Here is a 26,429-nt window from a genome sequence, read left to right on the forward strand (position 1 = left end):
GGCAAGTTTGGGACAGAGGAACGACGATGCTCGGCTACTACTTCCGCCTCGGCCTGCGCAGCCTGCGCCGCAACCCGGCGCTGACCGCGCTGATGGTGATGGCGATCGGCTTCGGCGTGGCCGCCTCGATGATCACCTACGCGGTGTTCCGCGCGGTATCCGGCAACCCGATCCCGGAGAAGTCGGAGCGGCTGTTTACGCCGCAGATCGACAGCTGGGGGCCGCAGCACAACATCCACGGCGAGCCGCCCTATGCGCTGAACTACGTCGACGCCATGGCGCTGATGCGGGCGCACCAAGCCACGCGCCAGACCCTGCTGTACCCGGTGTGGCTGTCGGTGTCGCCGGAGGGAAGCCGCGGCCTGCCGGTGGGCGCCAACGGCTATGCGGTGTACGGCGATTTCTTCCCGATGTTCGACGTGCCGTTCCTGTACGGCGGCCGCTGGAGCGCGGACGACGACCAGCGGCATGCGGCGGCGGTCGTGCTGGGCGAGGAGTTCAACCAGCGCCTGTTCGGCGGCGCCAACAGCGTGGGACGCGAGATCGTGCTCGGCGGCCACGCCTTCCGCATCGTCGGCGTGACCCGGCACTGGAACCCCCGGCCGCGCTTCTTCGCGCTGTGGGGCTCCGGCGGCTTTGCCGAGCCGACCGACTTCTACCTGCCGTTCACCCGCGCGATCGACCTGAAGCTGGACACCGCGGGCAACAACAGCTGCCGCGGCCAGCCCGATTTCAGCGGCTGGGACGGCTGGCTGCAGAGCACGTGCGTGTGGATCACGCCGTGGGTGGAACTGGACGGCGACGCGCAGGCCGCGCATTACCGCCGCTTCCTGGAAGGCTACGCCGCGGACCAGCGGCGCGCCGGGCGCTTCGCCTGGGCGCCCAACGTGCGCCTGCGCAACGTCGTGCAGTGGCTGGACTACCAGCAGGTGGTGCCGCCGGAGAGCCGCATCGCCCTGGTCGTGGCGCTCGGCTTCTTCGTGATCTGCCTGGTCAACACCATCGGGCTGCTGCTGGCCAAGTTCATGCGCCGCGCGGGGGAGATCGGCGTGCGCCGCGCGCTGGGCGCGCCGCGCCGGCAGATCTATGCGCAGTACCTGCTGGAGGCGGCCTCGGTGGGGCTGGCCGGCGGCGTGCTGGGCCTGCTGCTCACCGCGGCGGGCATGTCCGGCGTGGGCCTCCTGTTCGAGCCGCAGATCGCGCGCCTGGCACGGCTGGATTTCTCGCTGGTGGGGCTGTGCCTGCTGGCGGCCGTGCTCGCCACGCTGGCGGCGGCGTTCTATCCCGCCTGGCGCGCCGCGCAGGTGCAGCCGGCCTGGCAGCTCAAGTCGCACTGAGGCGGAGGGAACATGCAGATCAAGCCCATCCTCGCCGCATTGCGCCGCCACAAGGCCGGCACCGTGCTGATCGTGCTGCAGATCGCGCTGACCCTGGCGATCGTGTGCAACGCCCTGTTCATCATCCAGCAGCGCCTCGCGCACCTGTCCGAACCCACCGGCATCGACGAGGCCAACCTGTTCGTGCTCTCCAATCAGTGGGCGGGCGAGCCGATGTCCAAGGCGCAGATCGACGCGCAGATCCGCGCCGACGTCGCCGCGCTGCGGCAGCTGCCCAGCGTGCTCGACGCCGCGCCCAGCAATGCCTATCCGCTGCGCGGCGGCGGCTGGGACACCTTCATCGGCCTGACGCCCGAGCAGGTGCAGCCCACCTCCGATGCGGCGGTCTACCTGGGCGACGAGCACCTGCTCGACGCGCTGGGCGTGAAGCTGATCGCCGGGCGCAACTTCCGCGCCGACGAGGTGGGTAGCGTCGGCCTGCGCGAGAACGTCATTCCGCCGGTGGTGATCGTCACCCGCGAGCTGGCGCACCGCCTCTATCCCGACGGCTCGGCGCTGGGCAAGCCGCTCTACGCGATGAGCGCCACGCCCAGCACCATCATCGGCATCGTCGAGCGCTTGCAGACGCAGAGCGTGGACGCCTGGCAGCAGGCCTACGCCTACCAGGCGATGCTGTGGCCGCTGCGTGGGGCCTGGTCCAGCGGGCTGTACTACATCGTGCGCGCCCGCCCCGGCCAGCGCGATGCCGCGATGCGCGAGGCGCCCAAGGCGCTCTACGCGCAGAACCGCCAGCGCATCTTCGACGCCGGCGACGGCGGCAGCTTCGCGCAGATCCGTGCGCGCGCCTACGAGCGCGACCGCGGCATGGCGATCCTGATGGGCGTCATCAGCGCCGTGCTGCTGGCGATCACCGCGGCGGGCATCGTGGGCCTGACCAGCTTCTGGGTCGGCCAGCGGCGCAAGCAGATCGGCGTGCGCCGCGCGCTGGGCGCGCGGCAGCGCGACATCCTGGGCTACTTCCTCACCGAGAACCTGCTGATCACCGGCGGCGGCGTGCTGCTGGGCCTGCTGCTGGCGGTGGGCATGAACCTCTGGCTGGTGGTGCGCTTCTCGATGCAGCCGATCTCGCCGGCCTACCTGGGCATCGGCGTGCTGCTGCTGTTGCTGCTGGGCCAGGGCGCGGTGCTGGCGCCGGCGCTGAAGGCGGCGCGGGTGCCCCCGGTGGAGGCCACGCGGTCGGTGTGAATTTTTCCCCTCTCCCTCCGGGAGAGGGTGCCCGAAGGGCGGGCGAGGGCACGGACGAAGCGTCGCGTTGCGCGCTGGCCGGACCCTCGCCCCCGGCCCCTCTCCCGGCGGGAGAGGGGGAGCGGGAGCAATGCGAGTTTGGACAAGGGGACGACGATGTTCGGCTACTACCTCGACCTGGCCCTGCGCAGCCTGAAGCGCAACAAGGCGCTCACCGCGCTGATGGTGCTGGCGCTGGCGCTGGGCATCGGCGCCACCATCACCACGCTGACCACGCTGCGCGTGCTGGCCGGCGATCCGCTGCCGGGGCGCAGCGCGCGGCTGTTCTATCCGCAGCTCGACCACGGGCCCAGGGAAGGCTACGTGCCGGGGCAGAGCGAGCCCGACATGACGATGGCCTATCCCGACGCGATGAACCTGGTGCATGCGCGCCGCGCCACGCGGCAGGCGGCGATGGCATTGGCCCAGGCCAAGATCGTGCCGCAGCGGGCCAACGAGCATCCCTACTTCACCAACGGGGTGATGACCACCGCGGACTTCTTCGCCCTGTTCGGCGTGCCGTTCAAGTACGGCGGCGGCTGGACGGCCGACGACGACGAGCGGCGCGCGCCGCTGGCAGTGATCGCCGAGGATCTCAACGACAAGCTGTTCGACGGCGCCGACAGCGTGGGCCGCACCGTGCGCATCAACGACCGCGACTTCCGCGTCGTCGGCGTGCTGAAGCACTGGGCGCCGCAGCCGCGCTTCTATACCCAGGGCCTGGGCGGGCGCAGCTACGGCGACGGCGACGCGGTGTTCCTGCCGCTGCAAAGCGCGCGCGCGGCGCGCATGGGGCCGCAGGACCTGGAGTGCTACAGCAACCTCACCGACATCAACCACATCGAAACCGAACCCTGCGAATGGCTGGGCGTGTGGGTGGAACTGGACGACGCCGCGGCGGTGGCATCGTACAAGGCCTTCCTCGACGGCTATGCGCGGCAGCAGGTCGCCCTGGGCCGCCTGCAGCGCCCCTCGACCGCGTTGCGGGACATGATGGCGTGGCTGCGCCACGTGCAGGTGGTGCCGGACGACGTGCGCATGCAGACCTACCTCGCCTTCGGCTTCCTGCTGATCTGCGTGGTGAACACGGTGGGACTGCTGCTGGCCAAGTGCCTGCGCCGCTCGCGCGAGATCGGCGTGCGCCGCGCGCTGGGCGCCACCCGCCGCGCCATCTTCGGCCAGTTCATGGTCGAGGCGGCGATCGTCGGCCTGGCCGGCGGCGTGCTGGGCCTGCTGCTGGCCGAACTGGGGCTGTGGGGCGTCCGCCACCAGCCCGCGGAATACGCAAGCCTGGCCCGCCTGGACCTGGGCATGTTCGCCCTGACGTTCGCCGTCGCCTTCGTCTCCAGCCTGCTCGCCGGGCTGCTGCCGGCCTGGCGCGCCAGCCTGGTCGCGCCGGCCCCCCAACTGAAAGCCGCCTGAGGCCGCCATGGAAATCCGTCCGATCCTCGCCACCCTGCGCAAGCACCGCATCCCCGCCCTGTTGATCGTGCTGGAGATCGCGCTGGCCTGCGCGGTGCTGTGCAACGCGGTGTTCATGATCAGCCGGCGGGTGAGCAACATCCACTTGTTCAACGGCATCGACGAACGGGGCCTGGTGGTGGTGAACCTCAACGGCACCGATCCCAAGCGGGCTTCCAGCGAGATTCCGCGCAATCTCGCCGCGTTGCGCGGCATCGCCGGGGTGCAGGCGGCCGCCATCACCAGTTCGGTGCCGCTGTCGACCAACAACTGGGGCTGGAGCTTCGGCCTGACGCCGGAGGCCAACGTCAGCAGCCACAACACCACCAACGTCTCGCTGTACATGCTGGGCGAGGGCGGCGACAGGGCGCTGGGCTTGCAGCTGCGCGAGGGGCGGCTGTTCGGTCCCGGCGAGTACGCCGCCGGCGCGCTCGGCGACGCGGCCTTGCCGCAGGGGCACGTCACCGTGCTCACCGAATCGCTGGCGCGGCGCTTGTGGCCAGGCCAGTCGGCACTGGGCAAGACGCTGTATTCCAGGCCCTACTACTACACCGTGGTCGGCGTGGCGGCCGACGTGCTGCGGCCGTACTTCGGTACCTGGAACCCGAAGATGTACGACGTCGCCTATTTCCCGGTGAACTACGACGCCCCGCTGGGCACCTACGTGCTGCGCAGCGCGCCGCAGGAGCGCGACCGCGTGCTGCGCGAGGCGGTGGACAAGCTGCAGGCGCTCAATCCCGCCGCGGTGGCCAAGGGCAGCACCTACGCGGACGTCCGCGCCAAGTATTTCGCCGACACCAGCAGCATGGCCTGGATGCTGGTCCTGGTCTGCGTGGTGATGCTGGCGGTCACCGCCCTGGGCATCGTCGGCCTGTCCAGCTTCTGGGTGGCGCAGCGGCGGCGCACCATCGGCATCCGCCGCGCGATGGGCGCCACCCGCGGCGCCATCCTGCGCTACTTCCAGACCGAGAACTTCCTGCTCGCCACCCTCGGCATCGTGCTGGGCATGGTGCTGGCCTACGGCATCAACCTGTTCCTGATGAAACACTACGAGTTGCCGCGAATGCCGGCGGCGTACTTCCCGGTCGGCGCGGTCACGCTGTGGCTGATCGGCCAGCTCGCCGTGCTGGGCCCGGCGCTGCGCGCGGCGGCGGTGCCGCCGGTGGTGGCGACGCGGGCGGCGTGATTTTTTTCTTCTTTCTCCCGGACGGAGGAGAAAGAAACGATGCGATGTGAGGAGCGTACGGATGTTCGGCTACTACCTCGACCTGGCCCTGCGCAGCCTGAAGCGCAACCGCGCGCTCACCGCGCTGATGGTGCTGGCGATCGCCGTGGGCATCGGCGCCAGCATGACCACGCTGACGGTGATGCATCTGCTCTCGGGCGACCCGCTGCCGGGGCGCAGCCAGCGCCTGTTCTACCCGCTGGTGGACCCTGACCCCACCCGCAAGGACGACCGCGAGCCGTACGACGTGATGGACTACCGCTCCGCGGTCGACCTGTGGAGCGCCCACCGCGCCGACCGGCAGGCGCTGATCGTGCAGAGCGACCTCAAGTCGTCCGCTCCCAGCTCCGGCTTGCCGGCGGTGAAACTGACGATGCTGTCCACCACCGCGGACTTCTTCCCGATGTTCGGCGTGCCGTTCCAGTACGGCGGCCCCTGGCGCGCGAAGGACGACGCCGCGCGGGCGCGGGTGGCGGTGATTTCTTCCGATCTCAACGACAAGCTGTTCGGCGGTGCCGACAGCGTGGGCCGCGTGCTGCGCCTGCGCGACAGCGACGTGCGCATCGTCGGCGTGCTCAAGCCATGGCGGCCCTCGCCGCTGTTCTACGACGTGGCCGGCGGGCGTTTCTCCAACGGCCAGACCGCCGATTTCTACGGCAAGCCGGAGGACGTCATCACGCCGTTCTTCACCGGCCTGGACATCAACGACGGCCATTTCCAGCAGTTCACCTGCTGGCACATACCGGACACCCCCGGGCACCTCCAGAACGCGCCGTGCGTGTGGGTAAGGCTGTGGGTGGAACTGGACGGCGCGGGCAAGGTGGCCGCCTACCGCCGCTTCGTGGCCGACTATGCGGCCCAGCAGATGGCGTTGGGACGCTTCAGCCACGCCGGCAACGCGCGCCTGCGCAGCCTGATGGAATGGCTGGACTACAACGGCGTGGTGCCCAGCGACGTGCGCTTGCAGACCTGGCTGGCGTTCGCCTTCCTCATCATCTGCCTGTTCAACACGGTGGGGCTGCTGCTCGCCAAGTTCATGCGCCGCAGCGGCGAGATCGGCGTGCGCCGTGCGCTGGGTGCCACCCGCGGGGCGGTATTCGCGCAGTGCCTGGTCGAGGCTGGGTTGATCGGCCTGCTCGGCGGCATCGGCGGATGGCTGCTCACGCTGGCCGGCCTGTGGCTGGTGCGCCGGCAACCGGCGGCCTACGCCGACATGATGCATCTGGACCTGCCGATGTTCCTGCTGACGTTCGTGGCCGCGGTCGCCACCAGCGTGCTGGCCGGCCTGCTGCCCGCGGCGCGTGCCAGCCGCTTGGCGCCGGCGCTGCAACTGAAGACGCTCTGAGGTAACACGCCCATGCAGATACGACCGATACTCGCCGCGCTGCGCAAGCACCGCCTGGCGACCCTGTTGATCGCACTGGAAATCGCGCTGGCCTGCGCGGTGCTGTGCAACGCCTGTTTCCTGATCGCCACGCGCATGAGCGCGATGGACATCCGCAGCGGCGTGGACGAGGCCGCACTCGCGCAGGTGAAGCTGGACTGCGACGACTGCAACGCCAACGACCTCAACGCGCGCGTGCTGTCCGGCCTGGGCAAGATCCCCGGCGTGCGGTCGGTCAGCGTGATCAACACGGTGCCGTTCGGCGACCACGCCGGCACGGCCGGCATCTCGCTGGACCCGGCGGGCCAGCATTTCGGCGGCGTGGTGGATTTCTACGTCGCCGGCCCCGGCAGCTTCGAGGCGCTGGGCCTCAAGCGGGTGGCCGGTGCCCCGCCCGGGCCGGACGATTACCGGCGGATCGACACGACTTTCCTGCCGGCGGACGCGTCCGTATGGGTGACGCGCGCGCTGGCCGAGCACCTGTGGCCCGGCGCGGATCCGCTGGGCAAGGAATTCTGGATGGACAAGTTCCACTTCCGCGTGGCCGGGGTGCTGGCGCATTTCGCGCGGCCGGGCGGCGGCGAGGGCGGGCCGTCCACCCGCGAGTGGTCGGTGTTCGTGCCGACGCTGCCCGGCAAGGACCTCTCCGGCGTCTACCTGCTGCGCGCCGAGCCGGGGCAGCTGCCGCGGGTGCTGCGCGACGCGCGCGCGGCGGCGGTGAAGCTCGCGCCCGAAGCCGTGCTCGACCAGCAGGCCAGCCGCACCATCGGCGAGCTGCGCGATCGCTACTTCGAGTCGGACCGGGCGATGGCCGGCATCCTGCTCGGCGTGATCGTGGCGCTGCTGCTGGTCACCGCCCTGGGCATCGTGGGCCTGGCCAGCTTCTGGGTGGCGCAGCGGCGCAAGCAGATCGGCGTGCGCCGCGCGCTGGGCGCCACGCGCGGCGACATCCTGCGCTACTTCCAGACCGAGAACTTCCTGATCGTGAGCCTCGGCATCGCGCTGGGCATGCTGCTGGCCTACGCGCTCAACCTCACGCTGATGGAGTTCTACGAGCTGCCGCGGCTGCCGCTGTCCTACCTGCCGGTCGGCGCGGCGGCGCTGTGGGCGCTGGGCCAGCTCGCCGTGCTGGCGCCGGCGCTGCGCGCGGCGGCGGTGCCGCCGGTGGTGGCGACCCGATCGGTGTGAGTCTTTTCCCTCTCCCGCCGGGAGAGGGGAGCAAGCGCGACACGAGTTTGGACAGGGAAGGACGGCATGTTCGGTTACTACTTCGGATTGGCCCTGCGCAGCCTGCGCCGCACGCCGGTGCTGACGGCGCTGATGGTGGTCGCCATCGGCCTGGGCATCGGCGCCAGCATGACCATGCTTACCGTGCTGCGGCTGATGACCGCCGACCCGCTGCCGGGCCGCAGCGCGCAGCTCTACTACCCGCAGCTCGATCCGCAGGACATGCAGGGTTTCAAGCCGGACGGCGATCCGCCCGAGCAGCTCGCCTGGATCGACGCGATGAACCTGCTGCACGCGCGCCGCGGCGCGCGCCAGGTGGCGATGGTGCATGGCCAGGTGGTGGTACGCCCCCCGCAGGGCGAGGGTCGGGCATTCTTTGCCAGCGCGCGTTATGCCTCGGCGGACTTCTTTCCGATGTTCGGCGTGCCGTTCCTGCATGGCGGCGGCTGGAGCGCGGACGACGACGCGAGGCAGGCGCGCGTGGCGGTGCTGTCGCGCGAGTTGGCCGACAAGCTCTACGGCGCCGACCGCGCGGTAGGGCAGGAGCTTAGGCTCGGCAAGGACAGCTTCCGCATCATCGGCGTGATCGACCACTGGAATCCGCAGCCGCACTTCTACGACGTCACGCTCGGCAAATACCAGAACAGCGAGGACGTGTTCCTTCCGCTGGAGACGGCGATCGCCCTCAAGCAGCCGAGGTACGGCAACATGAGCTGCTGGGGCGATCTCCCCACCGACGAGAACATGAAGAACGCCGACTGCGTGTGGCTGCAATTCTGGGTGCGGCTGGACACGCCCGCGCAGGCGAAGGACTACCGCGAATTCCTCGTGCACTACTCCGAGCAGCAGAAGGCGCTGGGCCGTTTCCAGCGGCCGCCGAACGTGCGGCTGCACGATCTGATGGGATGGCTGGACTACAACCACGTGGTTCCCGGCAGCGTGCAGATGCAAACGCTGCTGGCGCTGGGCTTCCTGCTGGTGTGCCTGGTCAACACCGTGGCGCTGTTGCTGGTGAAGTTCCTGCGTCGCGGCGGCGAGCTGAGCGTGCGGCGCGCGCTTGGCGCGTCGCGGCGTGCGGTGTTCGTGCAACTGCTGGCCGAGTCGGCGCTGATCGGTCTGGCCGGCGGCGCGGTCGGTCTGCTGCTCAGCCTCGGCGGTCTGTGGCTGCTGCGCCAGCAGCCGGCCGAGTACGCATCGCTGGCGCGCGCCGACGGGCCGATGCTGCTGGGTACGCTGGCGCTGGCCGTGGCCGCCACGCTGTCGGCCGCCGTTTTCCCGGCGTGGCGCGCTTGCCGCCTGGCGCCGGCCCGTCTCCTGAAACTGCAATGAGGGCGTCGCCGTGCATCCCATCGTCGCCGCGTTGAAACATCACAAGACCGCCGTGGCCCTGGTCGCGCTGGAGATCGCGCTGACCTGCACCATCGTCACCAACGCCCTGTTCATCATCGGCGACCGCGTCGCCGGCATGCGCGTGAACACCGGCGTGGCCGACGACGAACTGGTCTGGGCGACCAGCAGCGGCCTGCGCGATGGCGAGACGCCGGAGAGCGCGGCTGGCCGCGCTGCCGCGGACATGGCCGCGCTGCGCGCCATGCCGGGCGTGAAGGCGGTGGCGCGGGTGAATACGCTGCCGCTGGCCAGCCGCAATTCCTGGGGGACCTGTCTGCAGCTCAAGCCGGGCGACGACAAGAAGAGCGCGCTGTGCACCGTGCGCATCTATGCCGGCGCGCCGGGCGCGCTGGAGACGCTGGGCGTCCGGCTGGTTCGGGGTCGCGGCTTCCTGCCGCAGGAATACCGGGCGTGGAGCCTGTTCGACGACAAGCCGCCACCGGCGGCGGTCATCGTCTCGCGCGACCTGGCCGAGCGCGCGTGGCCCGGCGAGGACCCCATCGGCAAGCCGCTTTACTTCGGCGACCACGGCAAGTACGCCAGCCACGTGGCGGGCGTGATCGGGCATCTGCTCAATCCCGACCTGGATGCGCACGGGCAGAGCGGGCAGAACGTATTCCTGCCGGTCACCGCGATTCCTGGCGGCATGTACGTGCTGCGCGTCGCCCCGGCGATGCGCGACGCCGTGTCGCGCGACCTTCCCGCGGTGCTGGACCGCGTGGACGACCAGCGCATCGTCACCACCAACCAGGTCTACGCGCAGACCGTCGCGGACTATTTCCACGACGACCGCGCCCTGATCTGGCTCCTGCTCGCGGTGGTCGGCTGCCTGCTGGCGGTGAGCGCGCTCGGCGTGGCCGGGCTCTCCAGCTTCTGGGTACAGCAGCGTGCGCGGCAGATCGGCATCCGCCGCGCCATCGGCGCCACGCGCGGCGACATCCTGCGCTATTTCCAGGCCGAGAATTTCCTTATCGTCACCGTGGGCATCGCGGTCGGCTCGGTCGGTGCGGTGGGACTCAACTTCTGGCTGATGAAGCGCTACGAGCTGGCGCACATGCCGCTGGCATGGCTCGGCGGCGGCGCCTTGGTGCTGTGGGCGTTGGGCCAGCTGGCGGCGCTGGGGCCGGCGCTGCGCGCGGCCTCCGTGCCGCCGGTGGTGGCGACGCGGGCGCTGTGAGGCGCGGCCGGGCGGCCGGGCGGCGGCGCGAATCCCCATCCATGGCGCAAGTCATGGCAACCTTTTGCGGATGGGCCGCATCCATGGCGGCATGTGCAGACGAAAGATGCGAACTGTCCTGATCATCGACGACAACCCGGCCGTGGGCGAAGCGCTGTCGCTGGCGCTCTCGCTGCACGAGATCCGCCCGCTGGTGGCGCTCACTCCCGGCGAGGGCCTGGCGCTGCTGGAGCGCGAGAGCGTGGACGTGGTGATCCAGGACATGAACTTCACCGCCGACACCACCTCCGGCGAGGAGGGCGTGGCGCTGTTCCGCGCCATCCGCCAGCGCCACGCCGACCTGCCGGTGATCCTGCTCACCGCCTGGACCCACCTGGAGACCGCCGTGGAACTGGTCAAGGCCGGCGCCGCCGACTACGTGGCCAAGCCGTGGGACGACAGCAAGCTGCTGACCACGGTGGAGAACCTGCTGGAGCTGTCCGAGTCCACCCGCGAGGTGGCGCGCGCGCGCAACGAGCGGCGGCGGCGGCGCGAGAAGCTGCGCGAGAGCTACGAGCTGGACGGGCTGGTGTTCGCCTCCGACGCGATGGCGCGCGTGCTGGAGCTGGCCTGCCAGGTGGCGCGCTCGGACGTGCCGGTGCTGGTCACCGGCCCCAACGGCGCGGGCAAGGAGCGCATCGCCAACATCGTGCACATGAACTCCGCGGTGCGCCGCGGGCCGTTCGTGGCGGTGAACTGCGGCGCGCTGCCGGGCGAGCTGATCGAGGCCGAGCTGTTCGGCGCCGAGGCCGGTGCCTACACCGGCGCCAACAAGGCGCGCGAGGGCCGCTTCGAGCTGGCCGACGGCGGCACGCTGTTCCTCGACGAGATCGGCAACCTGCCGCTGCCGGGCCAGGTGAAGCTGCTGCGCGTGCTGGAGACCGGGCAGTTCGAGCGGCTCGGCTCCGGCCGCACGCGCCAGGTGAAGGTGCGCGTGCTGTCCGCCACCAACGCCGACCTCAAGGCGATGGTGCGCGCCGGCAGCTTCCGCGAGGACCTCTACTACCGCCTCAACGTGATCGAGGTGAACCTGCCGCCGCTCAGCGAGCGTCCGGACGACATCCTGCCGCTGGCCGAGCACTTCCTCGGCGGCCGCGCCGAGCTGGGCGACGCCGCGCGCGAGGCGCTGCTGGCCTATCCCTGGCCGGGCAACGTGCGCGAGCTGAAGAACGCGATCGAGCGCGCCGCGCTGCTGGCCGGCAGCGGTCCGGTGACCCCGGAGCTGCTCAACCTGCCGCAAGTCGCCGTGCCCGCCGCGCGCAACCTGGACGAGCCCAGCCGCGAGGCGGTGGAGGCGGCGCTGCACAAGGCCGACGGGGTGGTCAGCCGTGCCGCGCAGGCGCTGGGCCTGTCGCGCCAGGCGCTGTACCGGCGCATGGAGCGCTACGGGCTGGCGACGCCGGGCTGACGCGGCACGCGCCGGGAAGGGCGTGACGCCTGGCGCTTGCGGGCGCATCGGCGTGCGCGGATGATCGCGTGGCGCCGGCCGGGCATGCTCGTGCCCTCTCCCCTCCGGGAGGAGAGGCAGGGCGAGGGGCCACTCTGGCGGGAACGTCCGTCCGCCGCGTTTTTTGCGCAGGAAGACATCAACAGCGACAGGGACCGAGGCAAGCGCGCCCCCTCACCCCGGCCCTCTTCCCGGAGGGGAGAGGGAGCCTTGCGGTGCCGCCGGTGCCATGATCCGCGTACCCGAACTCCAGGAGCCATTGCCATGCGATGCCGTACCCTCCTTCTGCCGATCGCCGCGTTGCTGCCGGCATTCGCCATCGCGCAGAGCGCGCCACCGGCCGGCGGCGCCAGCGACAGCTGGAGCCGGCCCGCGTCCGCCGCCTCGACCTCCTATGCGGGCGACCCCGCGCACCGGCTCGCCGGCGACGGCGACTCGCACTTCAAGTTCAAGGAACGCCGCAACCCCGCGCAGGCGCCGCGGACCAACGCCGCGCAGCAGCAGTCCGGCAAGGCGCCGGTGGGCGGCGGCATGGAGATGGGCCGCGACGGCCGCCCCACGGTGAACTGCGCCAGCACGCCGATGGACCCGTCGTGCCACTGAGCGGCCGCGACCCGCGCCAGGGCGCCGCATGCTGCGGCGCCTGAGTTCGCTGGAGGCGCGGCTCACCGCGCTGCTCGCGCTGGCCGGCCTTGCCGGCGCGCTGGTTTTCGCCGGCATCACCCAGTGGCCGCTGCCGCAGCTGCTGGCCTGGGCGCACAAGGACCTGGGCCTGGCGCTGCGCACCACGCCGCAGGGCACCTCCGGCGCCCTGCTGGCCAGCCTGGTGGTGCTGCTGCCGCTGGCGTTCTGGATGGCCGGCGTGGTGATGAGCCCGATCAAGCGCCTGCTGCGCGCGCTGGAGGGCGCGGTGGCCAGCTACCGCGACGGCGACTTCAGCTTCTCCATCGCCGCCGACCGCCGCGACGAGCTGGGCGAGCTGATCCGCATGCACAACGCGCTGGGCCAGACCCTGCGCGAGCAGCGCCAGCACCTGGTGCAGCGCGAGCTGCTGCTGGACACGGTGGTGCAGAACACTCCGGTGGCGCTGGTGCTGACCAACGCCGCCGGCCGCGTCGCCTACGCCAACATCGCCGCGCGGCACCTGTTCAACGAGGGGCGCAGCCTCAACGGGCTGGACTTCAACGAGGTGTTGGCCGGCGCGCCCGAGGCGCTGCGCCGCGCGGTGGAGGGCGGCGCCGACGCGCTGCTCACGGTGGAGATGGACGGCCACGAGGAGACCTTCCACATCTCCCAGCGCGCGTTCCGCCTGCAGGGGCGGCCGCACCGGCTGCAGCTGTTCCGGCGCATGACGCGCGAGCTGTCGCGGCAGGAGGTGGTGACCTGGAAGCGGGTGATCCGGGTGATCAGCCACGAGCTCAACAACTCGCTGGCGCCGATCTCCTCGCTGGCGCACTCCGGCGCCGAGCTGGCGCGGCGCGGCCAGGTGGAGCGCCTGCCCGGCGTGTTCGCCAGCATCGGCGAGCGCGTGCGCCACCTGCACGGCTTCATCGCCGGCTACGCCAGCTTCGCCAAGCTGCCCGCGCCGCGCCCGGCGGAGGTGGCCTGGCCGGCGTTCCTGGAGAGCCTGGCGCTGCACTGCCGCTTCGCCCTGCGCGGCGAGCCGCCGGCGCAGCCGGGCTGGTTCGACGCCGCGCAGGTCGAGCAGGTGCTGATCAACCTGGTCAAGAACGCGCACGAGTCCGGCAGCCCGGAGGACGGCGTGACGCTGGGGCTGGACCTGGTCGGGCAGGACCTGCGCATCGAGGTGGCCGACCGCGGCCCCGGCATGAGCGAGAACGTGCTGGCGCAGGCGCTGCTGCCGTTCTATTCGACCAAGCGCTCCGGCACGGGCCTGGGCCTGGCGCTGGCGCGCGAGATCGTGGAGGCGCATGGCGGGCGCATCGCGCTGGCCAACCGCGACGGCGGCGGCCTGCGGGTGACTTTGCTGCTACCGCAGCATGGCGCCTCCGGGCGCGAGGCTACAATCCGCCAGGTGCCCGGCAGCTGAGCGACGCCGCCCGCGGCACGCAACCGGAGGGCGGCTTGGTCCAACCCGTGCGCGAGAAAAACAAGATCACCTCGTTCGACATCGCCCACCGGGCGGGCGTGTCGCAATCCACCGTCTCGCGCGCGCTGCGCGGCAGCCCGCTGGTGAACGAGGAAACCCGCCGGCGCATCCAGGCGGCGGTGGAGGAGCTCAACTACAAGGTCGACAAGAACGCCTCCAGCCTGCGCCGCAAGCACTCGGGCACGCTGGCGCTGCTGCTGTTCGAGGACCCGACCGCCGACGAGTCGCACATCAACCCGTTCTTCCTGTCGATGCTGGGCTCGATCACCCGCGCCTGCGCGCAGGAGGGCTACGACCTCCTGGTGTCGTTCCAGCAGCTCTCGCACGACTGGCACGCCGACTACGCCGACACCAAGAAGGCCGACGGCATCATCCTGCTCGGCTACGGCGACTACCTGGCCTACCGCGACAAGCTGCGCAAGCTGGCCGAGCAGGGCACCCGCTCGGTGCGCTGGGGCGCGGTGCTGCCCGACCAGCCGGACGTCTCGATCGGCTGCGACAACCACGCCGGCGGGCGGATGGTCACCGAGCACCTGCTGGCGCAGGGCTGCCGGCGCATCGCCTTCCTGGGCGAGGCTTCCACCCACTACCCGGAATTCTTCGCGCGCTACCTCGGCTATGCCGAGGCGCTGGAGCAGGCCGGGCTGGCGGCCGACCAGGCGCTGCAGGCCGACGCCGAGAGCACCGAGCGCTCCGGCTACGAGGCGGTGGAGACGCTGCTGGCGCGCGGCGAGCGGTTCGACGCGGTGTTCGCGGCCAGCGACCTGATCGCCATCGGCGCGCTGCAGGCGCTCAACGCGCGCGGCCTGCAGGTGCCGCGCGACGTGGCGCTGGCCGGCTTCGACGACATCCCGATGGCCAGCTTCGTCAATCCGCCGCTGACCACGGTGCTGCAGGATACCCAGCAGGCGGGGCGGCTGCTGGTCGATGCCCTGTTGCGGTTGATCCGCGGCGAGGTGGTGGAGAGCGCGATGTTGCCGGTGACGCTGAAGGTGCGGCGCTCCAGCTTGTGGAAGCAGGAGCGCTGAGCGGGGTTTTGCCGCTGCCCGGGGTGGTCGGCGTCCGGTCGTTGGTTGTCGATCGTCTGCAGCCGCTTTTCTTCCGGTCGCGGTCGGGCTGCGCTTTCGGGCGCCGTGTCCGCGCTAGGGTGAGTCTGTAGGCCACGGGCGGCGCGCGGTCAACTCCCGCCAGCAATATCTGCAGCTCCACATGGCGTCATTCCCGCGCAAGCGGGAATCCATGTTGCTTTTTTTGGTGTGGCTGCCGCCTGCTACGAGCCCGGTCGGAACCTGGACCGCCTCCGGCGGGGTTCCGCCTGCCGGCGGGCGGGCTACTTCTCTTTACTTGCCCACGCGCGCGCTTGGAGCGCGAGCGAACGGCGAAGCCGGCCCGAAGGGCGGAAGGGCAGGATGCCCGGAGTAAAGAGCAGTAGCCCAAGAGAAAAGGCCCCCCGATGGCGCGCCTTCCGGGCGTCCCCGGATCAAGTCCGGGGCAGGCTCTGCCCGGAAGGTGTGCGGGTGGGCGGCGGGGTTTTTCGACGGCACAGTCCCTGTGCCGACGAAAAACTGGCCCGCCTCCCTGCGGGCCACCCTCCGGGCTGGTCCGCCGCCCACCCGCCGCACCATAGGGGCCCCGAAAGAGCAGCGCGCTTCCTGCGCGCACTCCTCTCACGCTCGCTGCGCGAGCGAGAAGCGGGAAGCGAGGGACGAGAGGCGAGCAGCGAGTGGTGAGAAGTGAATGGTGGGGCGAATCAGGGCGGGACTTTCGGACGTGCCGCGCCTTGCGCCCTCTCCCCTCCGGGGAGAGGGTTGGGGCGAGGGGCGGGGCTCGCGGCGGCGCTCATTGCTGCTGGCGGTGCAGCGGCAACGCCCGACTCCCCTACGCGCCGGCCTCCCGCGCCGGCTCCCGCACCCGCAACGTGAACAACCCGGCCACGATCAGGCTGGCCCCGCCCAGCGCCAGCGCCCAGATCGCCTGGCCGTGGAAGCACAACCGCAGCAGCAGGCCCAGCACGCTGGCGGCGAGCAGCTGGGGGATCACGATGAAGAAGTTGAAGATGCCCATGTACACGCCCATCTTCGCCGCCGGCAGGTCGTCGGAGAGCAGCGCGTAGGGCAGCGACAGGATCGAGGCCCAGGCGAAGCCCACGCCCACCATCGAGGCGAGCAGCCAGTGCGGATCGCGGACCAGCAGGAACGACAGCAGCCCCGCGCCGCCCAGCCACAGGTTGAGCAGGTGGCTGATGCGCAGGCCCCAGCGCCGCACCATCCACGGGATCGCGATCGCCGCCAGCGCGGCGAAGCCGTTGTAGGCGGCGAACAGCACGCCGACCCAGTTGGCGCCCTCGTTGTAGGCCGCCGAATGCGGGTCGGCGCTGCCAAAGTGCACCGCGGTCACCGCCGCGGTGGCGTAGATCCACAGCGCGAACAGCGCGAACCAGGTGAACAGCTGCACCCAGGCCAGCCGGCGCATGGTGTCGGGCATGCCGTACAGGTCGCCCATCACCTGCGCGAGCATGCCGCGGCTGCGGGTGACGCTGCGCCAGGCGAACAGCAGCCCGAACACGACCAGACCGCCGGCGAGCAGGTACATCTCCCGCTCCAGCGCGAAGCGGCGGATCGCGAACAGCACCGCCACGCCCACCGCGAGCAGCAGCAGGCCGAAGCGCCAGGCGCGCGAGGCGTCCGCCGGCGCCGCGCCGTCCTCGCCGCCGGTGAAGCCGCGCAGCTCGCCGGGCGAGTACTCGCGGCTGCGCACGATGGTCCACAGCACCGAGCCGAGCAGCACCAGGCCGCCCAGGTAGAAGGAGTACTTCACCGTGTCCGGGATGCCGTCGGCCGGCGCGACGTTGGCCACGCCCAGCCGCGCCAGCAGCCACGGCAGCAGCGAGGCGACCACCGCGCCCACGCCGATGAAGAAGCTCTGCATGGTGTAGCCGAGCGGACGCTGGCGCTCCGGCAGCTGGTCGCCGACGAAGGCGCGGAACGGCTCCATCGATACGTTGATGGAGGCGTCCATGATCCACAGCAGCCCCGCGGCGATCCACAGCGCGGGCGCGTTGGGCATCGCCAGCAGCGCCAGCGTGGCGAGCACCGCGCCGGCGAGGAAGTAGGGCCGGCGCCGGCCCAGCCGCGTCCAGGTGCGGTCGGAGCAGTAGCCGATGATCGGCTGCACGATCAGCCCGGTGGCCGGCGCGGCGATCCACAGGCCGGGGATCGAGGCGACGTCCGCGCCCAGCGTCTGGAAGATGCGGCTGACGTTGGCGTTCTGCAGCGCCAGCCCGAACTGGATGCCGAGGAAGCCGAAGCACATGTTCCAGATCTGCCAGAACGACAGGGCGGGCTTGGCGGGCGCCGGGCGGGGAGGCGTGGCGGTCATGCGGGCTGCGCGGCGCGTCGGGGACAGGGGCCTGGAATGACCCCCGGCACCGTGCTGCGGTGGCGAGGGCGCGTCATGTGTTGCCGTGGAAGGCCGCCGCCGCGACGGCTCCCTCTCCCCTCCGGGAAGAGGGTCGGGGTGAGGGGCCAGCCTGGCGAAAGCGCCCGGCATCGAAAGCTCTCACGCGAAAACCCCTCGCATCTTCCAGCGCCACGGCGAGAGTGTCCCCTCACCCCAGCCCTCTCCCCGGAGGGGAGAGGGCGCTTCGCCTGGAATGGAGGGCGGTCGCCATGCGTGGCCGCCTGCCTGGCGCGCCCCCGGCTCATGGCGTGTCCCGTGCCGGCAGCGGCGCGATGACCAGGTCGCCGAGCTCCGCCTCGTTGAGCGGCTTGTCGCCTCCCTTGCCGCCGGTGTAGTGCACGGCGTGGGCGAGGTAGCTCATGTTGAAGCCGTCCTCCAGCGCGAAGCGGCACGTGGCGCCGGCCTTGGCGGCGAACGTGCCCCAGGTGGAGCGCTGCGTGCCCACGCTGTGCGGCATCACCAGCGGCACGCGCTGCGGCGCGGCGCCGTCGCAGCTGGCCACCAGCGTCTTCACCGCGGCGGTGATGCCGGTGTTGATCGGGCCGTGCGGGTTGGCGTAGTCGAAGGCGACGCGGTAGCGGCCGCCCGCGGGTGCCTTCCACGCGCGCGGCCAGGCGCCGCCGACGTTCGCGGCGGCACCGACGCAGGTGTCGGGGCTGTGCAGCGACTCCAGGCCATTCGCGTCGATGCGGGTGGCGCTCAGGCAGAGCAGGCCGGCCTGTTTCGGCAGCTGCGCCTGGCCGTCCACCGCGCCGATGCGGCGGCCGTTGGCGTACAGCACCGCCTTGCCGTCCACCTGCACGCGCCAGCCGTCGCCGTCGGCCTGCGCGACGGGGGCGGGCGGGGCGTCGGGCGCGTACAGCGTGGCGCCGGTGCGCAGCGGCGGCGCCTTCGCGGCGATCGCCTTCAGCGTCACCGTGGTGGTGTCGCCCTGCGTGGCCGTGGCGTCCGCCACCAGCAGGTCGCCGTCGATGCGCTCCGGGCGCTGCAGCACGATGCGCCGGCCGGGCAGGTCGAGCGCGATGGCCTTGCGCTCGCCGAACAGCATCGGCACCAGCGCGGCGGGCAGCTTGGGCTCGACGCGGCCGTCGTCGGCGAGGCCGAACACGCCCTCGGTCACCGCGGCGATGTAGGCGGCCACCGACCACAGCTGGCGCGGCGAGTTGACCACCGGGCCGCTCAGCCTGCCCTCGTCCACGTGCACGGCCTGGCTCTCGAGCTCGTAGTTCTCCATGTTGGAGCCGGCCAGCGCGGCGCCGCGCATGATCGAGCGCAGCTCGTGCGCGATCCGCGCCGGGTCGTCCGTGGCGCGCGCGGCGCGCAGCGCGTAGGCGCTGACGAAGGGCCAGATCGCGCGGTTGTGGTAGACCGGCTGGTCGCGCCGCTCGGGCCAGATCACCGGGCTGCCGGCGTCCCAGGTCGGGTAGTTGGCCAGCGCCTGCCGCGCGCGCTCGCCCTCGGCCAGGCCGCTGGTGACGGCGAGCGCGGTGCCGAGCAGGTCGTAGGTGTCGTAGGGGGTGCCGTCGCCGCCGAGGTAGCTCATGTACAGGCCGCGGTCGGCGCGCCAGAAACGCGCGTTGATCGCGGCCTTCAGCGCGTCGGCCTGGGCGCGGTAGTCCGCGGCGGCCCCGGCGTCGCCGCGCGCGCGCGCCTGCGCGGCGGCGAGGTCGAGCGCCTGGTAGTGCAGCACGTTGGTGGACAGCGCGAAGGACTGGCCGATGAAGGCCACGTTGTCCGCCGTCCACGCCGGATAGGTCTGCTCGCGCCAGTCGAGGAACGAGGTCTCGCCGCGGTACAGGCCGAGCGCGGCGTCGAAGGCGTAGCGCCGCTCCTGCGCCAGCGTGTCGCGCAGCGCGCGCCAGGTCGCGCCGGCGAAGCCCTTGTCGCCGAGCAGGTGGCGCGCGCCGAGGAACCACACCACGCGGTCGGTGCTGATCGGCCAGCTGCCGCCCGAGCCGGTGTCCTGCATCGCGTACAGGCCGGGCGCGCCCGGCGCGCGCGCCGCGGACAGCTTGAAGCGCAGGCCGTTGCGCGCGCGCTCCGGGTCGAGCCGCCACAGGCCCAGGTCGATCGAGTAGGACAGGTCGCGCGTCCACACGTACGGCCACTTCACGCCGGTGACGTAGCAGTGGCAGGGGATCGGCCGGCCGTGGTCGTAGGCGGGGTCGCGGATCGCGTCCACCACGTCCTGCGCGAGGTCGTCCTGCGCCATCTGGAACAGGCCGTCGAACAGCGGGCTGGCGGTGTCGGCGCGCATCGCGCCGGCGTTCACCGCGCGCTGGCCGAAGGGGCCGCTCAGCAGGTAGCGGCCGCCCGCCTGCGCCTGCATGCGCGCCTGCTGGCCGTGCCAGCGCAGCTCGGTGCGCCAGGCGCCGTCGGCCGCCGGGCCGGCGGCGAGCGCCGCGATCAGGACGGCGCTCAGCATGGGCGCTCCGCGGGAGCGGGGAGTCGGCGGTTCGTGGTCATCGTGCAGGCCCCTTGCGGTGGGAGACGTTTATGGCATGTCGCGCGGGCAAGTTGTAGTGCGGCCGCAGCATCGGCGGCCGGCGCGGAAAGCGGCGGACGGCTGCGTGGCCGGGCGCCCGCGGCGCCCGGCCCGCCGGGGCTACTGGGCGAGGATCGCGCCGTAGTGCCCGTTCACGGTCACGGTGACGCTGCCGCCGCTGACCGTGTAGTGGCTGCCGCTGACCAGGTCGGTGACGCCGCTGCCGTTGGCCATGCTGAGCTGCCACACCGGCACGGTGACGCTGTGCGAGACGCTGTCGTTGTTGAGCGCCACCGCGATGCGGTGGCTGGCGTCGAAGCGGCCGTAGGCGTAGAGCTTGTTGGCGTCGTCGGTGAGCAGGGTCATGAACGAGCCGGTGCGCAGCGCCGCGTACTGGTTGCGGATGCCGATCAGCTTCTGGGTCAGCGCCACCGCGCTGTTGGTGATGGTGCCGGCGTTCCAGTCGAAGGTGCGCCGGTTGTCGGGGTCGGCGCCGCCCTGCATGCCGTACTCGTCGCCGTAGTAGATGGTCGGCGTGCCCACGTAGGTCATCTGGAAGAACAGCGCCAGGTAGGTCTTCCAGATGTCGCCGCCGGCGCGGGTGCCGAAGCGGGTGACGTCGTGGCTGCCCAGCGCGTTGCTCATGGTCTGCTGCACGTTGGTGGGGTAGTTGGCGCGGGTGCCGCGCAGCCAGCTGTCGAACTGGCTGACCGGGATGGAGGCGCTGCCGCCGCCGTAGTCCTTGCCGGTGATCCACTCGGAGACCGGCTGCATGAAGCCGTCGTAGTTCATCGCGCCGTCCCACTGGTCGCCGCCGTCGGTCCACGGGCCGGCGTTGCCCCAGAACTCGCCGAGGATCTCGGCGTTGGCGTTCACCGACTTCACCGCGCTGCGCAGCTCGGCCATGATCTGGTGGTTGGTCGCGTCGCTGCCGTCGTTGCCGCCGGCGTCGAGGTACTGCGCCGCGTCCAGCCGCCAGCCGTCGATGGAGTAGGGCGGCTTCAGGTAGGTCTTCACCACCGAGCCGGCGGAGCCGTAGATCGCGTTGCGCACGGCCGAGCCGCTGGCGCCGTAGTCGAGCTTGGGCATGCTGGCGATGCCGAAGAAGCCGGAATAGCTGTTCGGCCAGCTCTGGAAGGTATACCAGCCGTACCACTGGCTGGATTGCGACTCGTATGCGCCACTGGTGCTCCACCAGTTGTAGCGGTCGAACCACTGGTGGGTGTCGCCGGTGTGGTTGAACACGCCGTCGAGGATCACGTAGCCCTTCGGCCCGTTCGCGCTGCTGTGGATGTCGGCGATCAGCGTCTGCAGCGTGGCGTTGCTGCCGAACGCCGGGTCCACCGTCATGTAGTCCTCGGTGTCGTACTTGTGGTTGGTCGGCGAGCGGAAGACCGGGTTGAGGTAGACGATGTTCGCGCCCAGCGTGTTCTTGATGTAGCCGAGCTTCTGGTCCACGCCGGCGAGGTCGCCGCCGAAGAACACCGCGCTGTTGCAGCCGCCCACGTTGGAGGTGACGCTGCCGCCCCAGGCGTGCTTCTCGGTGGCGCAGCCGGCGTAGGTGTACTGGCCGTTGCTCACGTCGTTGCCGGCGTCGCCGTTGTAGAAGCGGTCGGGGAAGATCTGGTAGATCACGCCGTTCTTCATCCAGTCCGGCGTCTTGAAGCCGGGCACGATGAAGAAGTCGCCGGCGGAGGGCTCCGACGAGGTGATGCCCGCCGCGTTGTACCAGGCGGTGGCGCTGCCGTCGTTGATCTGGAAGCGGTAGTACTTCTCCGAGCCGCTGGCCGGCACGGTGCCCTGCCAGTAGTCGAACACGCCGGTGGGGTCGTTGGACGCCCAGTGCATCGCCACCCAGTGGAACTGGCCGTCGGCGCTGTCGTAGTACTTGATGTTGGCGCTGGTGATGTCGCCCTTGAAGGTGCGCAGGGTCAGCGTCACCGCCTGCGCGGCGGTGGGCTCGGGGTGGTCGTCGAACAGCGGGCCCTGGTCGTGGAACAGGCCGTTCCACTCCACGTTGTTGTCGTTGCTGGCCGCCTGCGCCGGCAGGCTGGCGCAGCCCGCCGCGAGCGCGGCGCCGAGGGAGAGCCACAGCACGGCCCGCGGGCCGTGCGCTTTCTTGCCGTTGCCTGACATCGCTTTTCTCCTCCAGTGGGATTGCCCGCGGTTCGGCGGGCACATCGGAAACGCCCGATGCGATCGCGGATTCCCGCTGCCGGGGCGGGAGGAGGCGAAGTGACCGGGGGCTTCCCCGAGGGGCGGCCGACGCGGGTCTACATGCGTCAGTGCCCCGGTGTCAGCGTGACGTGGCGCGCGTCCGCGGCGGCCACCTTGACCCAGGTGACCTCGCCGAAGCGGTCGCGGCCGGCGGCCCAGCCTTCGCCGTCCGCCTTCCGCAGGGCGTCGAGGCTGTCGTGGCGCTGCAGCGCGCCGCCGCCCGCGACCTGCGCGGCGGCGATGCCGTGGACCTTCAGCAGGTAGGTCTTCAGCGCCGGCCTGTAGCCGCCCTCGGCGGCATCGATGTCGACCTGCACGGCCGCGCCGTCGCGCCGCACGGCGATGGCCTGGCGGTAATCCTCGCCATGCTCGTAGGCGTAGGTCGTGCCGTCGTCGTCGTAGTACGTGAAGCGGCTCGGCCGCGCGGCGGGGAAGATCTCCACGTCGAGCTGCACGAGCGGATGCTGGCCGACGTAGTCCTCCGGCGGCTGGGTCGGGATGATCGCGCCGGCGCGCACGAACAGCGGGATGTCGCTCCAGTTCTTCGCGTCCGCCGCGTGCGTGACGGCGCGGCCGCCCTCGTGGCGCTCGCCGGTGAACCAGTCGAACCATTCGCCGGCCGGCAGGTAGACCGGCTTGGACGTCTGGCCCTGCTCGACCACCGGCGAGACCAGCAGCCAGTCGCCGAACAGCCAGGCGTCGACGTCGTTGCGCACGTTGGCGTCGTCCGGCCAGTCGAAGGTGAGCGGCCGCACCAGGCCCACGCCGGTGGCGCGGCGCGCGTACTCGTAGCTGTAGACGTAGGGGATCAGCGCGTAGCGCAGGCGGATCGCGGCGGTGGCGGCGCGCTCGGCCACCGGGCCGTACACCCACGGCTGGCGTTTCTGCCCCAGCTCGCCGTGCACGCGGAAGACCGGCGTGAACGCGCCGAACTGGACCCAGCGCGCGTAGTTCTCCGGCGTCGGCGTGCCGTCGCGGAAGCCGCCGCCGTCCATGCCCCACTGCATCGCGCCCACGTCGATGGCGCTGAGCATGCGCGCGCGCTGGCCGGCCATGCTGGCGAAGCCGGTGGCGATGTCGCCCGACCACAGGCCGTAGGCGTAGCGCTGCGCGCCCAGGTAGAAGTTGCGGTTGATCGACCACACGCGCAGCGGCGAATGGGCGCGCTGGCCGTCGTACATCGCGCGCTGCATGTTGGTGAACTGGGTGTCGCTGCCGATGTCGTCGGCCTCGTCGTTCCACCAGCCGACGATGCCGGTGTCGAAGGAGTGCCTGAGCTGGTCGTTGAAGAACCAGGCGCGCACCGCCGGCAGGTCGAAGTCCAGCTCGCGGATCGGCTTCTTGGAGAAGTAGTCCGGCGCCTCCTTGCTGGCCGGCGACCAGAAGCCGTGCGCGGTGGCGTAGCGGCCCTCCACCGTGTCCACGTGCACGCGCGGCTTCATGATGCCGGTCAGGTGCATGCCCTGCGCGTCGAGCGTGCGCTTGAGCCCGCCGTCGGGGCCGTCCGGGAACTTGGCGGTGTTCCAGCGGAACTCGCCCCAGTCCTCGCCCCAGGCCTTCCAGTCGAAGTCCAGGGTGAAGTTGTCGATCGGGATGTGCTTGGCGCGGTAGGTGCCGACGATCTGCAGCAGTTCCTTCTGGTCGATGCCCCACTGGCTGTTGGTGAAGCCCATCGCCCATTTCGGGAACAGCGGCGTGGGGCCGCTGATCCTGGCGATGCCGGCGAAGATCTCGGCGGGGCGGCCGACGAGGATGTAGGCGTCGCGCGCCGCCTTGCCGCGCAGGCCGATGCGCGTGTCGTCGAGGCGCACGTCCGCGCCCAGGCTGTCCAGCAGCACGCCGTAGCCGGCGGTGCTCCACACGAAGGGCGCGCCGGCGTTGCCCTGCTGGCCCGCCTCGGCGCGCAGCCTGCCCTTGCGCAGCAGGCCGGCGGAGACGTCCCTGGCGAAGGCGTCGTAGCCGCCCACGCCGTACATCGGCTGGCCGGCGTCGTGGCGCAGCGACAGCTCGCCACGCGCGAGCGAGGCGGGGTCGTCCGCGCGCAGCAGCGTGCGGCCGGCGGCGTCCAGCACGGCGAGCGTGCGCGTCTTGCGGTCCCAGCGCACGCGCAGCCCGGCGGAGGCCAGCTCGATCGCCGTGCCGTCCTCGCTGCGCTTCGCGTCGGCGGGGGCCCCGGCGCGCAGCGCCGGGTCGATCACCAGCGTCGGCGCCGCCGCCGCGCCGTGCGCGCGGTAGGCGAGGTGCACGATGTTCGGCGCGAGCAGCTCCACGTGCAGCGCGTCGGCGCCGAGCGGCAGGTCGAAGGCGCTGTCTGTCGCATTGTCCGCGGGTTGCGCGTCCGCGGCGTGGACGGGCGGGAGCGCGGCGAGCAGGGCGGCGAACAGCGGGGCGAGGATCGGACGTGGGGACACCGTGGACTCCTGCGATGACGATGGCGGCGCGCGCTGCGCCGGTGACGGGCCTGCCCGGATGGTAGGCCAGCGCGGCGCCGCGCTCGCCATCGTGCATACGTATTCATCGGCTTCGCGCCGCGCTTTTTCGTGGTGCAGCGCAGCGACGGGACGGCGCGATTGCGCCCCGGCGCGGCGCGCCCCGACAATCGCCCGCACCGCAGGGGAGAACGCATGGGGACCACGGAAACCTTCCTGATCGCGATGACGATCATCTTCGGGCTGCCCTACCTGATCTGGCGGCTCGGGCGCACCGACTACGTCGCGCCGCTGGTGGTGGTGCAGATCCTGCTGGGCATCGTGCTCGGGCCCGGCGTGCTGGGCGCGGCGTTCCCGCACTACTACGCCACCGTGTTCAATCCGCCGGTGATCCAGGCGCTCAACGGCGTGGCGTGGTGGGCGGTGATGCTGTTCGTGTGCATCGCCGGCATCGAGCTCGATTTGAAGCAGAGCTGGCTGCACCGGCGCGAGACGGTGCTCACCGCCGGCTGCGCGCTGGGCGTGCCGCTGCTGTCCGGCGCGCTCGCCGCGGTCGGCCTGCTCGCCGCGGGTGCGGGCTGGACCGGTCCGGCGGGGCGGCCGTGGCAGTTCGTGCTGGGCGTGGGCATGGCCTGCGCGGTGACCGCGCTGCCGATCCTGATGCTGCTGATGGAGAAGCTCGGCATCCTGCGCGCGCCGCTGGGCCAGCGCGTGCTGCGCTACGCCAGCCTGGACGACCTGGCGATCTGGGCGGTGCTGGGGCTGATCCTGCTCGACTGGGAGCGGGTGGGGCGGCAGATTGCCTTCCTGGGGGGCTTCGTGGCGCTGGCCTGGCCGTTCCGCGCGCTGATGCGGCGGCTGCCCGAGCGCGACCGCTGGTACGTGGTGCCGGTATGGCTGGCCGCCTGCGGCTTCGCCGCCGACTACGCGGGGCTGCACTTCATGGTCGGCGCCTTCCTGGCCGGCGCGGTGCTCGACCGCGACTGGTTCGCGCTGGCGAAGATGGACCTGCTGCGCCACCACGTGCTGCTGGTGCTGATGCCGGTGTTCTTCCTTTCCACCGGACTGCGCACGAGCTGGTCGGTGGGTGGCGCGGCGGTGTTCCTGGCCGCCGGCGCGCTGCTGGCCGCCGCGGTGGCGGGCAAGCTGGCCGGCGTGGCGCTGGCCGGCCGCCTGCTCGGCTGGCGGCGCGGCGACGCCTGGCTGATCGGCTGGCTGCTGCAGACCAAGGCGCTGATCATGATCATCTTCACCAACATCCTGCTCGACCGCGGCGTGATCAGCGCGGCGACCTTCACCGCGCTGCTGCTGATGGCGGTGGCCAGCACCATGCTCACCGTGCCGGTCGTGCGGCCGCGGCTGGCGGTATACGACGGCGAGGCGCCGATGGCCCCAGCGGAGTGACGCATTTGCTCCCTCTCCCCTTTGGGGAGAGGGAATGGCTTTCGCGCTGGCGCGGCACTGCGTTGACGCGGCGCGTGCGGCAGGTTGCTCCATCGAAGCCGCCTTGCTCCCTCTCCCCTCCGGGGAGAGGGCTGGGGTGAGGGGTCGATCTGGCGACAACGCCCGTTCCTGGCGCGCTTCGATCGGGACGCCACGGCGAGCCCCGGCCCCTCACCCTGACCCTCTCCCCGGAGGGGAGAGGGAACAACGCCGGCGCTAGCTGTGATGTTTCAAGAGGTTGTTCCCCTCTGACCGGAGGGCGAAGCTGATGTCGCCAAACAGCCAGCTTCCATCGGCGAGGGGAACAACATGCACA

17 protein-coding genes are annotated in these 26,429 nt (G+C 71.3%); 13 read left to right on the forward strand and 4 right to left on the reverse strand.

Translation table 11 applies throughout. The features are described 5' to 3' along the window. Nucleotides 1–26 precede the first annotated feature (26 nt). From C7456_RS08490 to C7456_RS08545, 12 genes are all read left to right on the forward strand, one after another. Nucleotides 27–1,337 (forward strand): ABC transporter permease, encoded by a 1,311-nt coding sequence (locus C7456_RS08490; RefSeq protein WP_109723308.1) that lies wholly within the window; start codon nucleotides 27–29, stop codon nucleotides 1,335–1,337. Nucleotides 1,338–1,349: 12 nt separating this feature from the next. Beyond that, nucleotides 1,350–2,582 carry an ABC transporter permease gene (locus C7456_RS08495; RefSeq protein ID WP_109723309.1) on the forward strand — a complete coding sequence of 411 codons (1,233 nt, stop codon included), beginning with the start codon at nucleotides 1,350–1,352 and terminating at the stop codon, nucleotides 2,580–2,582. Between the two features lie 156 nt (nucleotides 2,583–2,738). Then, complete coding sequence (locus C7456_RS08500) at nucleotides 2,739–4,043, forward strand: ABC transporter permease (protein ID WP_109723310.1); 1,305 nt, start codon at nucleotides 2,739–2,741, stop codon at nucleotides 4,041–4,043. A gap of 7 nt (nucleotides 4,044–4,050) precedes the next feature. Then, nucleotides 4,051–5,268, forward strand: a complete 1,218-nt coding sequence (locus C7456_RS08505) for an ABC transporter permease (protein WP_109723311.1) — start codon at nucleotides 4,051–4,053, stop codon at nucleotides 5,266–5,268. A gap of 61 nt (nucleotides 5,269–5,329) precedes the next feature. After that, on the forward strand, nucleotides 5,330–6,652 hold the full coding sequence (locus C7456_RS08510; protein ID WP_109723312.1) for an ABC transporter permease: 1,323 nt from the start codon (nucleotides 5,330–5,332) through the stop codon (nucleotides 6,650–6,652). A 12-nt stretch (nucleotides 6,653–6,664) separates the two neighbouring features. Beyond that, nucleotides 6,665–7,879: an ABC transporter permease gene (locus C7456_RS08515; RefSeq protein WP_109723313.1), complete on the forward strand. Its 1,215-nt coding sequence runs from the start codon at nucleotides 6,665–6,667 to the stop codon at nucleotides 7,877–7,879. Between the two features lie 66 nt (nucleotides 7,880–7,945). Further along, complete coding sequence (locus tag C7456_RS08520) at nucleotides 7,946–9,247, forward strand: ABC transporter permease (RefSeq protein ID WP_109723314.1); 1,302 nt, start codon at nucleotides 7,946–7,948, stop codon at nucleotides 9,245–9,247. A 10-nt stretch (nucleotides 9,248–9,257) separates the two neighbouring features. Next, nucleotides 9,258–10,484, forward strand: a complete 1,227-nt coding sequence (locus C7456_RS08525) for an ABC transporter permease (protein WP_109723315.1) — start codon at nucleotides 9,258–9,260, stop codon at nucleotides 10,482–10,484. Nucleotides 10,485–10,590: 106 nt separating this feature from the next. Next, nucleotides 10,591–11,931 carry a sigma-54-dependent transcriptional regulator gene (locus tag C7456_RS08530; RefSeq protein WP_109723316.1) on the forward strand — a complete coding sequence of 447 codons (1,341 nt, stop codon included), beginning with the start codon at nucleotides 10,591–10,593 and terminating at the stop codon, nucleotides 11,929–11,931. Nucleotides 11,932–12,234: 303 nt separating this feature from the next. Beyond that, nucleotides 12,235–12,573: a hypothetical protein gene (locus C7456_RS08535; RefSeq protein ID WP_139942951.1), complete on the forward strand. Its 339-nt coding sequence runs from the start codon at nucleotides 12,235–12,237 to the stop codon at nucleotides 12,571–12,573. A gap of 28 nt (nucleotides 12,574–12,601) precedes the next feature. Further along, nucleotides 12,602–14,020 (forward strand): sensor histidine kinase, encoded by a 1,419-nt coding sequence (locus tag C7456_RS08540; RefSeq protein ID WP_109723318.1) that lies wholly within the window; start codon nucleotides 12,602–12,604, stop codon nucleotides 14,018–14,020. A gap of 47 nt (nucleotides 14,021–14,067) precedes the next feature. Next, nucleotides 14,068–15,108, forward strand: a complete 1,041-nt coding sequence (locus tag C7456_RS08545) for a LacI family DNA-binding transcriptional regulator (RefSeq protein ID WP_109723319.1) — start codon at nucleotides 14,068–14,070, stop codon at nucleotides 15,106–15,108. Nucleotides 15,109–15,958: 850 nt separating this feature from the next. On the opposite strand, the gene C7456_RS08550 is transcribed toward C7456_RS08545, so the two are convergent. The 4 genes from C7456_RS08550 to C7456_RS08565 all read right to left on the reverse strand — a co-directional run bounded on the left by C7456_RS08550 (nucleotide 15,959) and on the right by C7456_RS08565 (nucleotide 24,652). Continuing rightward, nucleotides 15,959–17,458, reverse strand: coding sequence for an MFS transporter (locus C7456_RS08550; protein ID WP_109723320.1), 1,500 nt, complete (start codon nucleotides 17,456–17,458; stop codon nucleotides 15,959–15,961). 322 nt (nucleotides 17,459–17,780) lie between these two features. Continuing rightward, on the reverse strand, nucleotides 17,781–19,964 hold the full coding sequence (locus C7456_RS08555) for an alpha-L-rhamnosidase-related protein (RefSeq protein ID WP_109723321.1): 2,184 nt from the start codon (nucleotides 19,962–19,964) through the stop codon (nucleotides 17,781–17,783). Between the two features lie 180 nt (nucleotides 19,965–20,144). After that, nucleotides 20,145–22,160 carry a glycoside hydrolase family 13 protein gene (locus tag C7456_RS08560; protein WP_109723322.1) on the reverse strand — a complete coding sequence of 672 codons (2,016 nt, stop codon included), beginning with the start codon at nucleotides 22,158–22,160 and terminating at the stop codon, nucleotides 20,145–20,147. 146 nt (nucleotides 22,161–22,306) lie between these two features. Beyond that, nucleotides 22,307–24,652, reverse strand: a complete 2,346-nt coding sequence (locus tag C7456_RS08565) for a glycoside hydrolase family 31 protein (RefSeq protein ID WP_245889808.1) — start codon at nucleotides 24,650–24,652, stop codon at nucleotides 22,307–22,309. A gap of 213 nt (nucleotides 24,653–24,865) precedes the next feature. Between C7456_RS08565 and C7456_RS08570 the strand changes: the two genes are divergently transcribed. After that, on the forward strand, nucleotides 24,866–26,074 hold the full coding sequence (locus C7456_RS08570) for a cation:proton antiporter (RefSeq protein ID WP_109723324.1): 1,209 nt from the start codon (nucleotides 24,866–24,868) through the stop codon (nucleotides 26,072–26,074). Nucleotides 26,075–26,429 lie beyond the last annotated feature (355 nt).

It is taken from the genome of Fulvimonas soli, assembly GCF_003148905.1.
GTDB lineage: Bacteria > Pseudomonadota > Gammaproteobacteria > Xanthomonadales > Rhodanobacteraceae > Fulvimonas > Fulvimonas soli.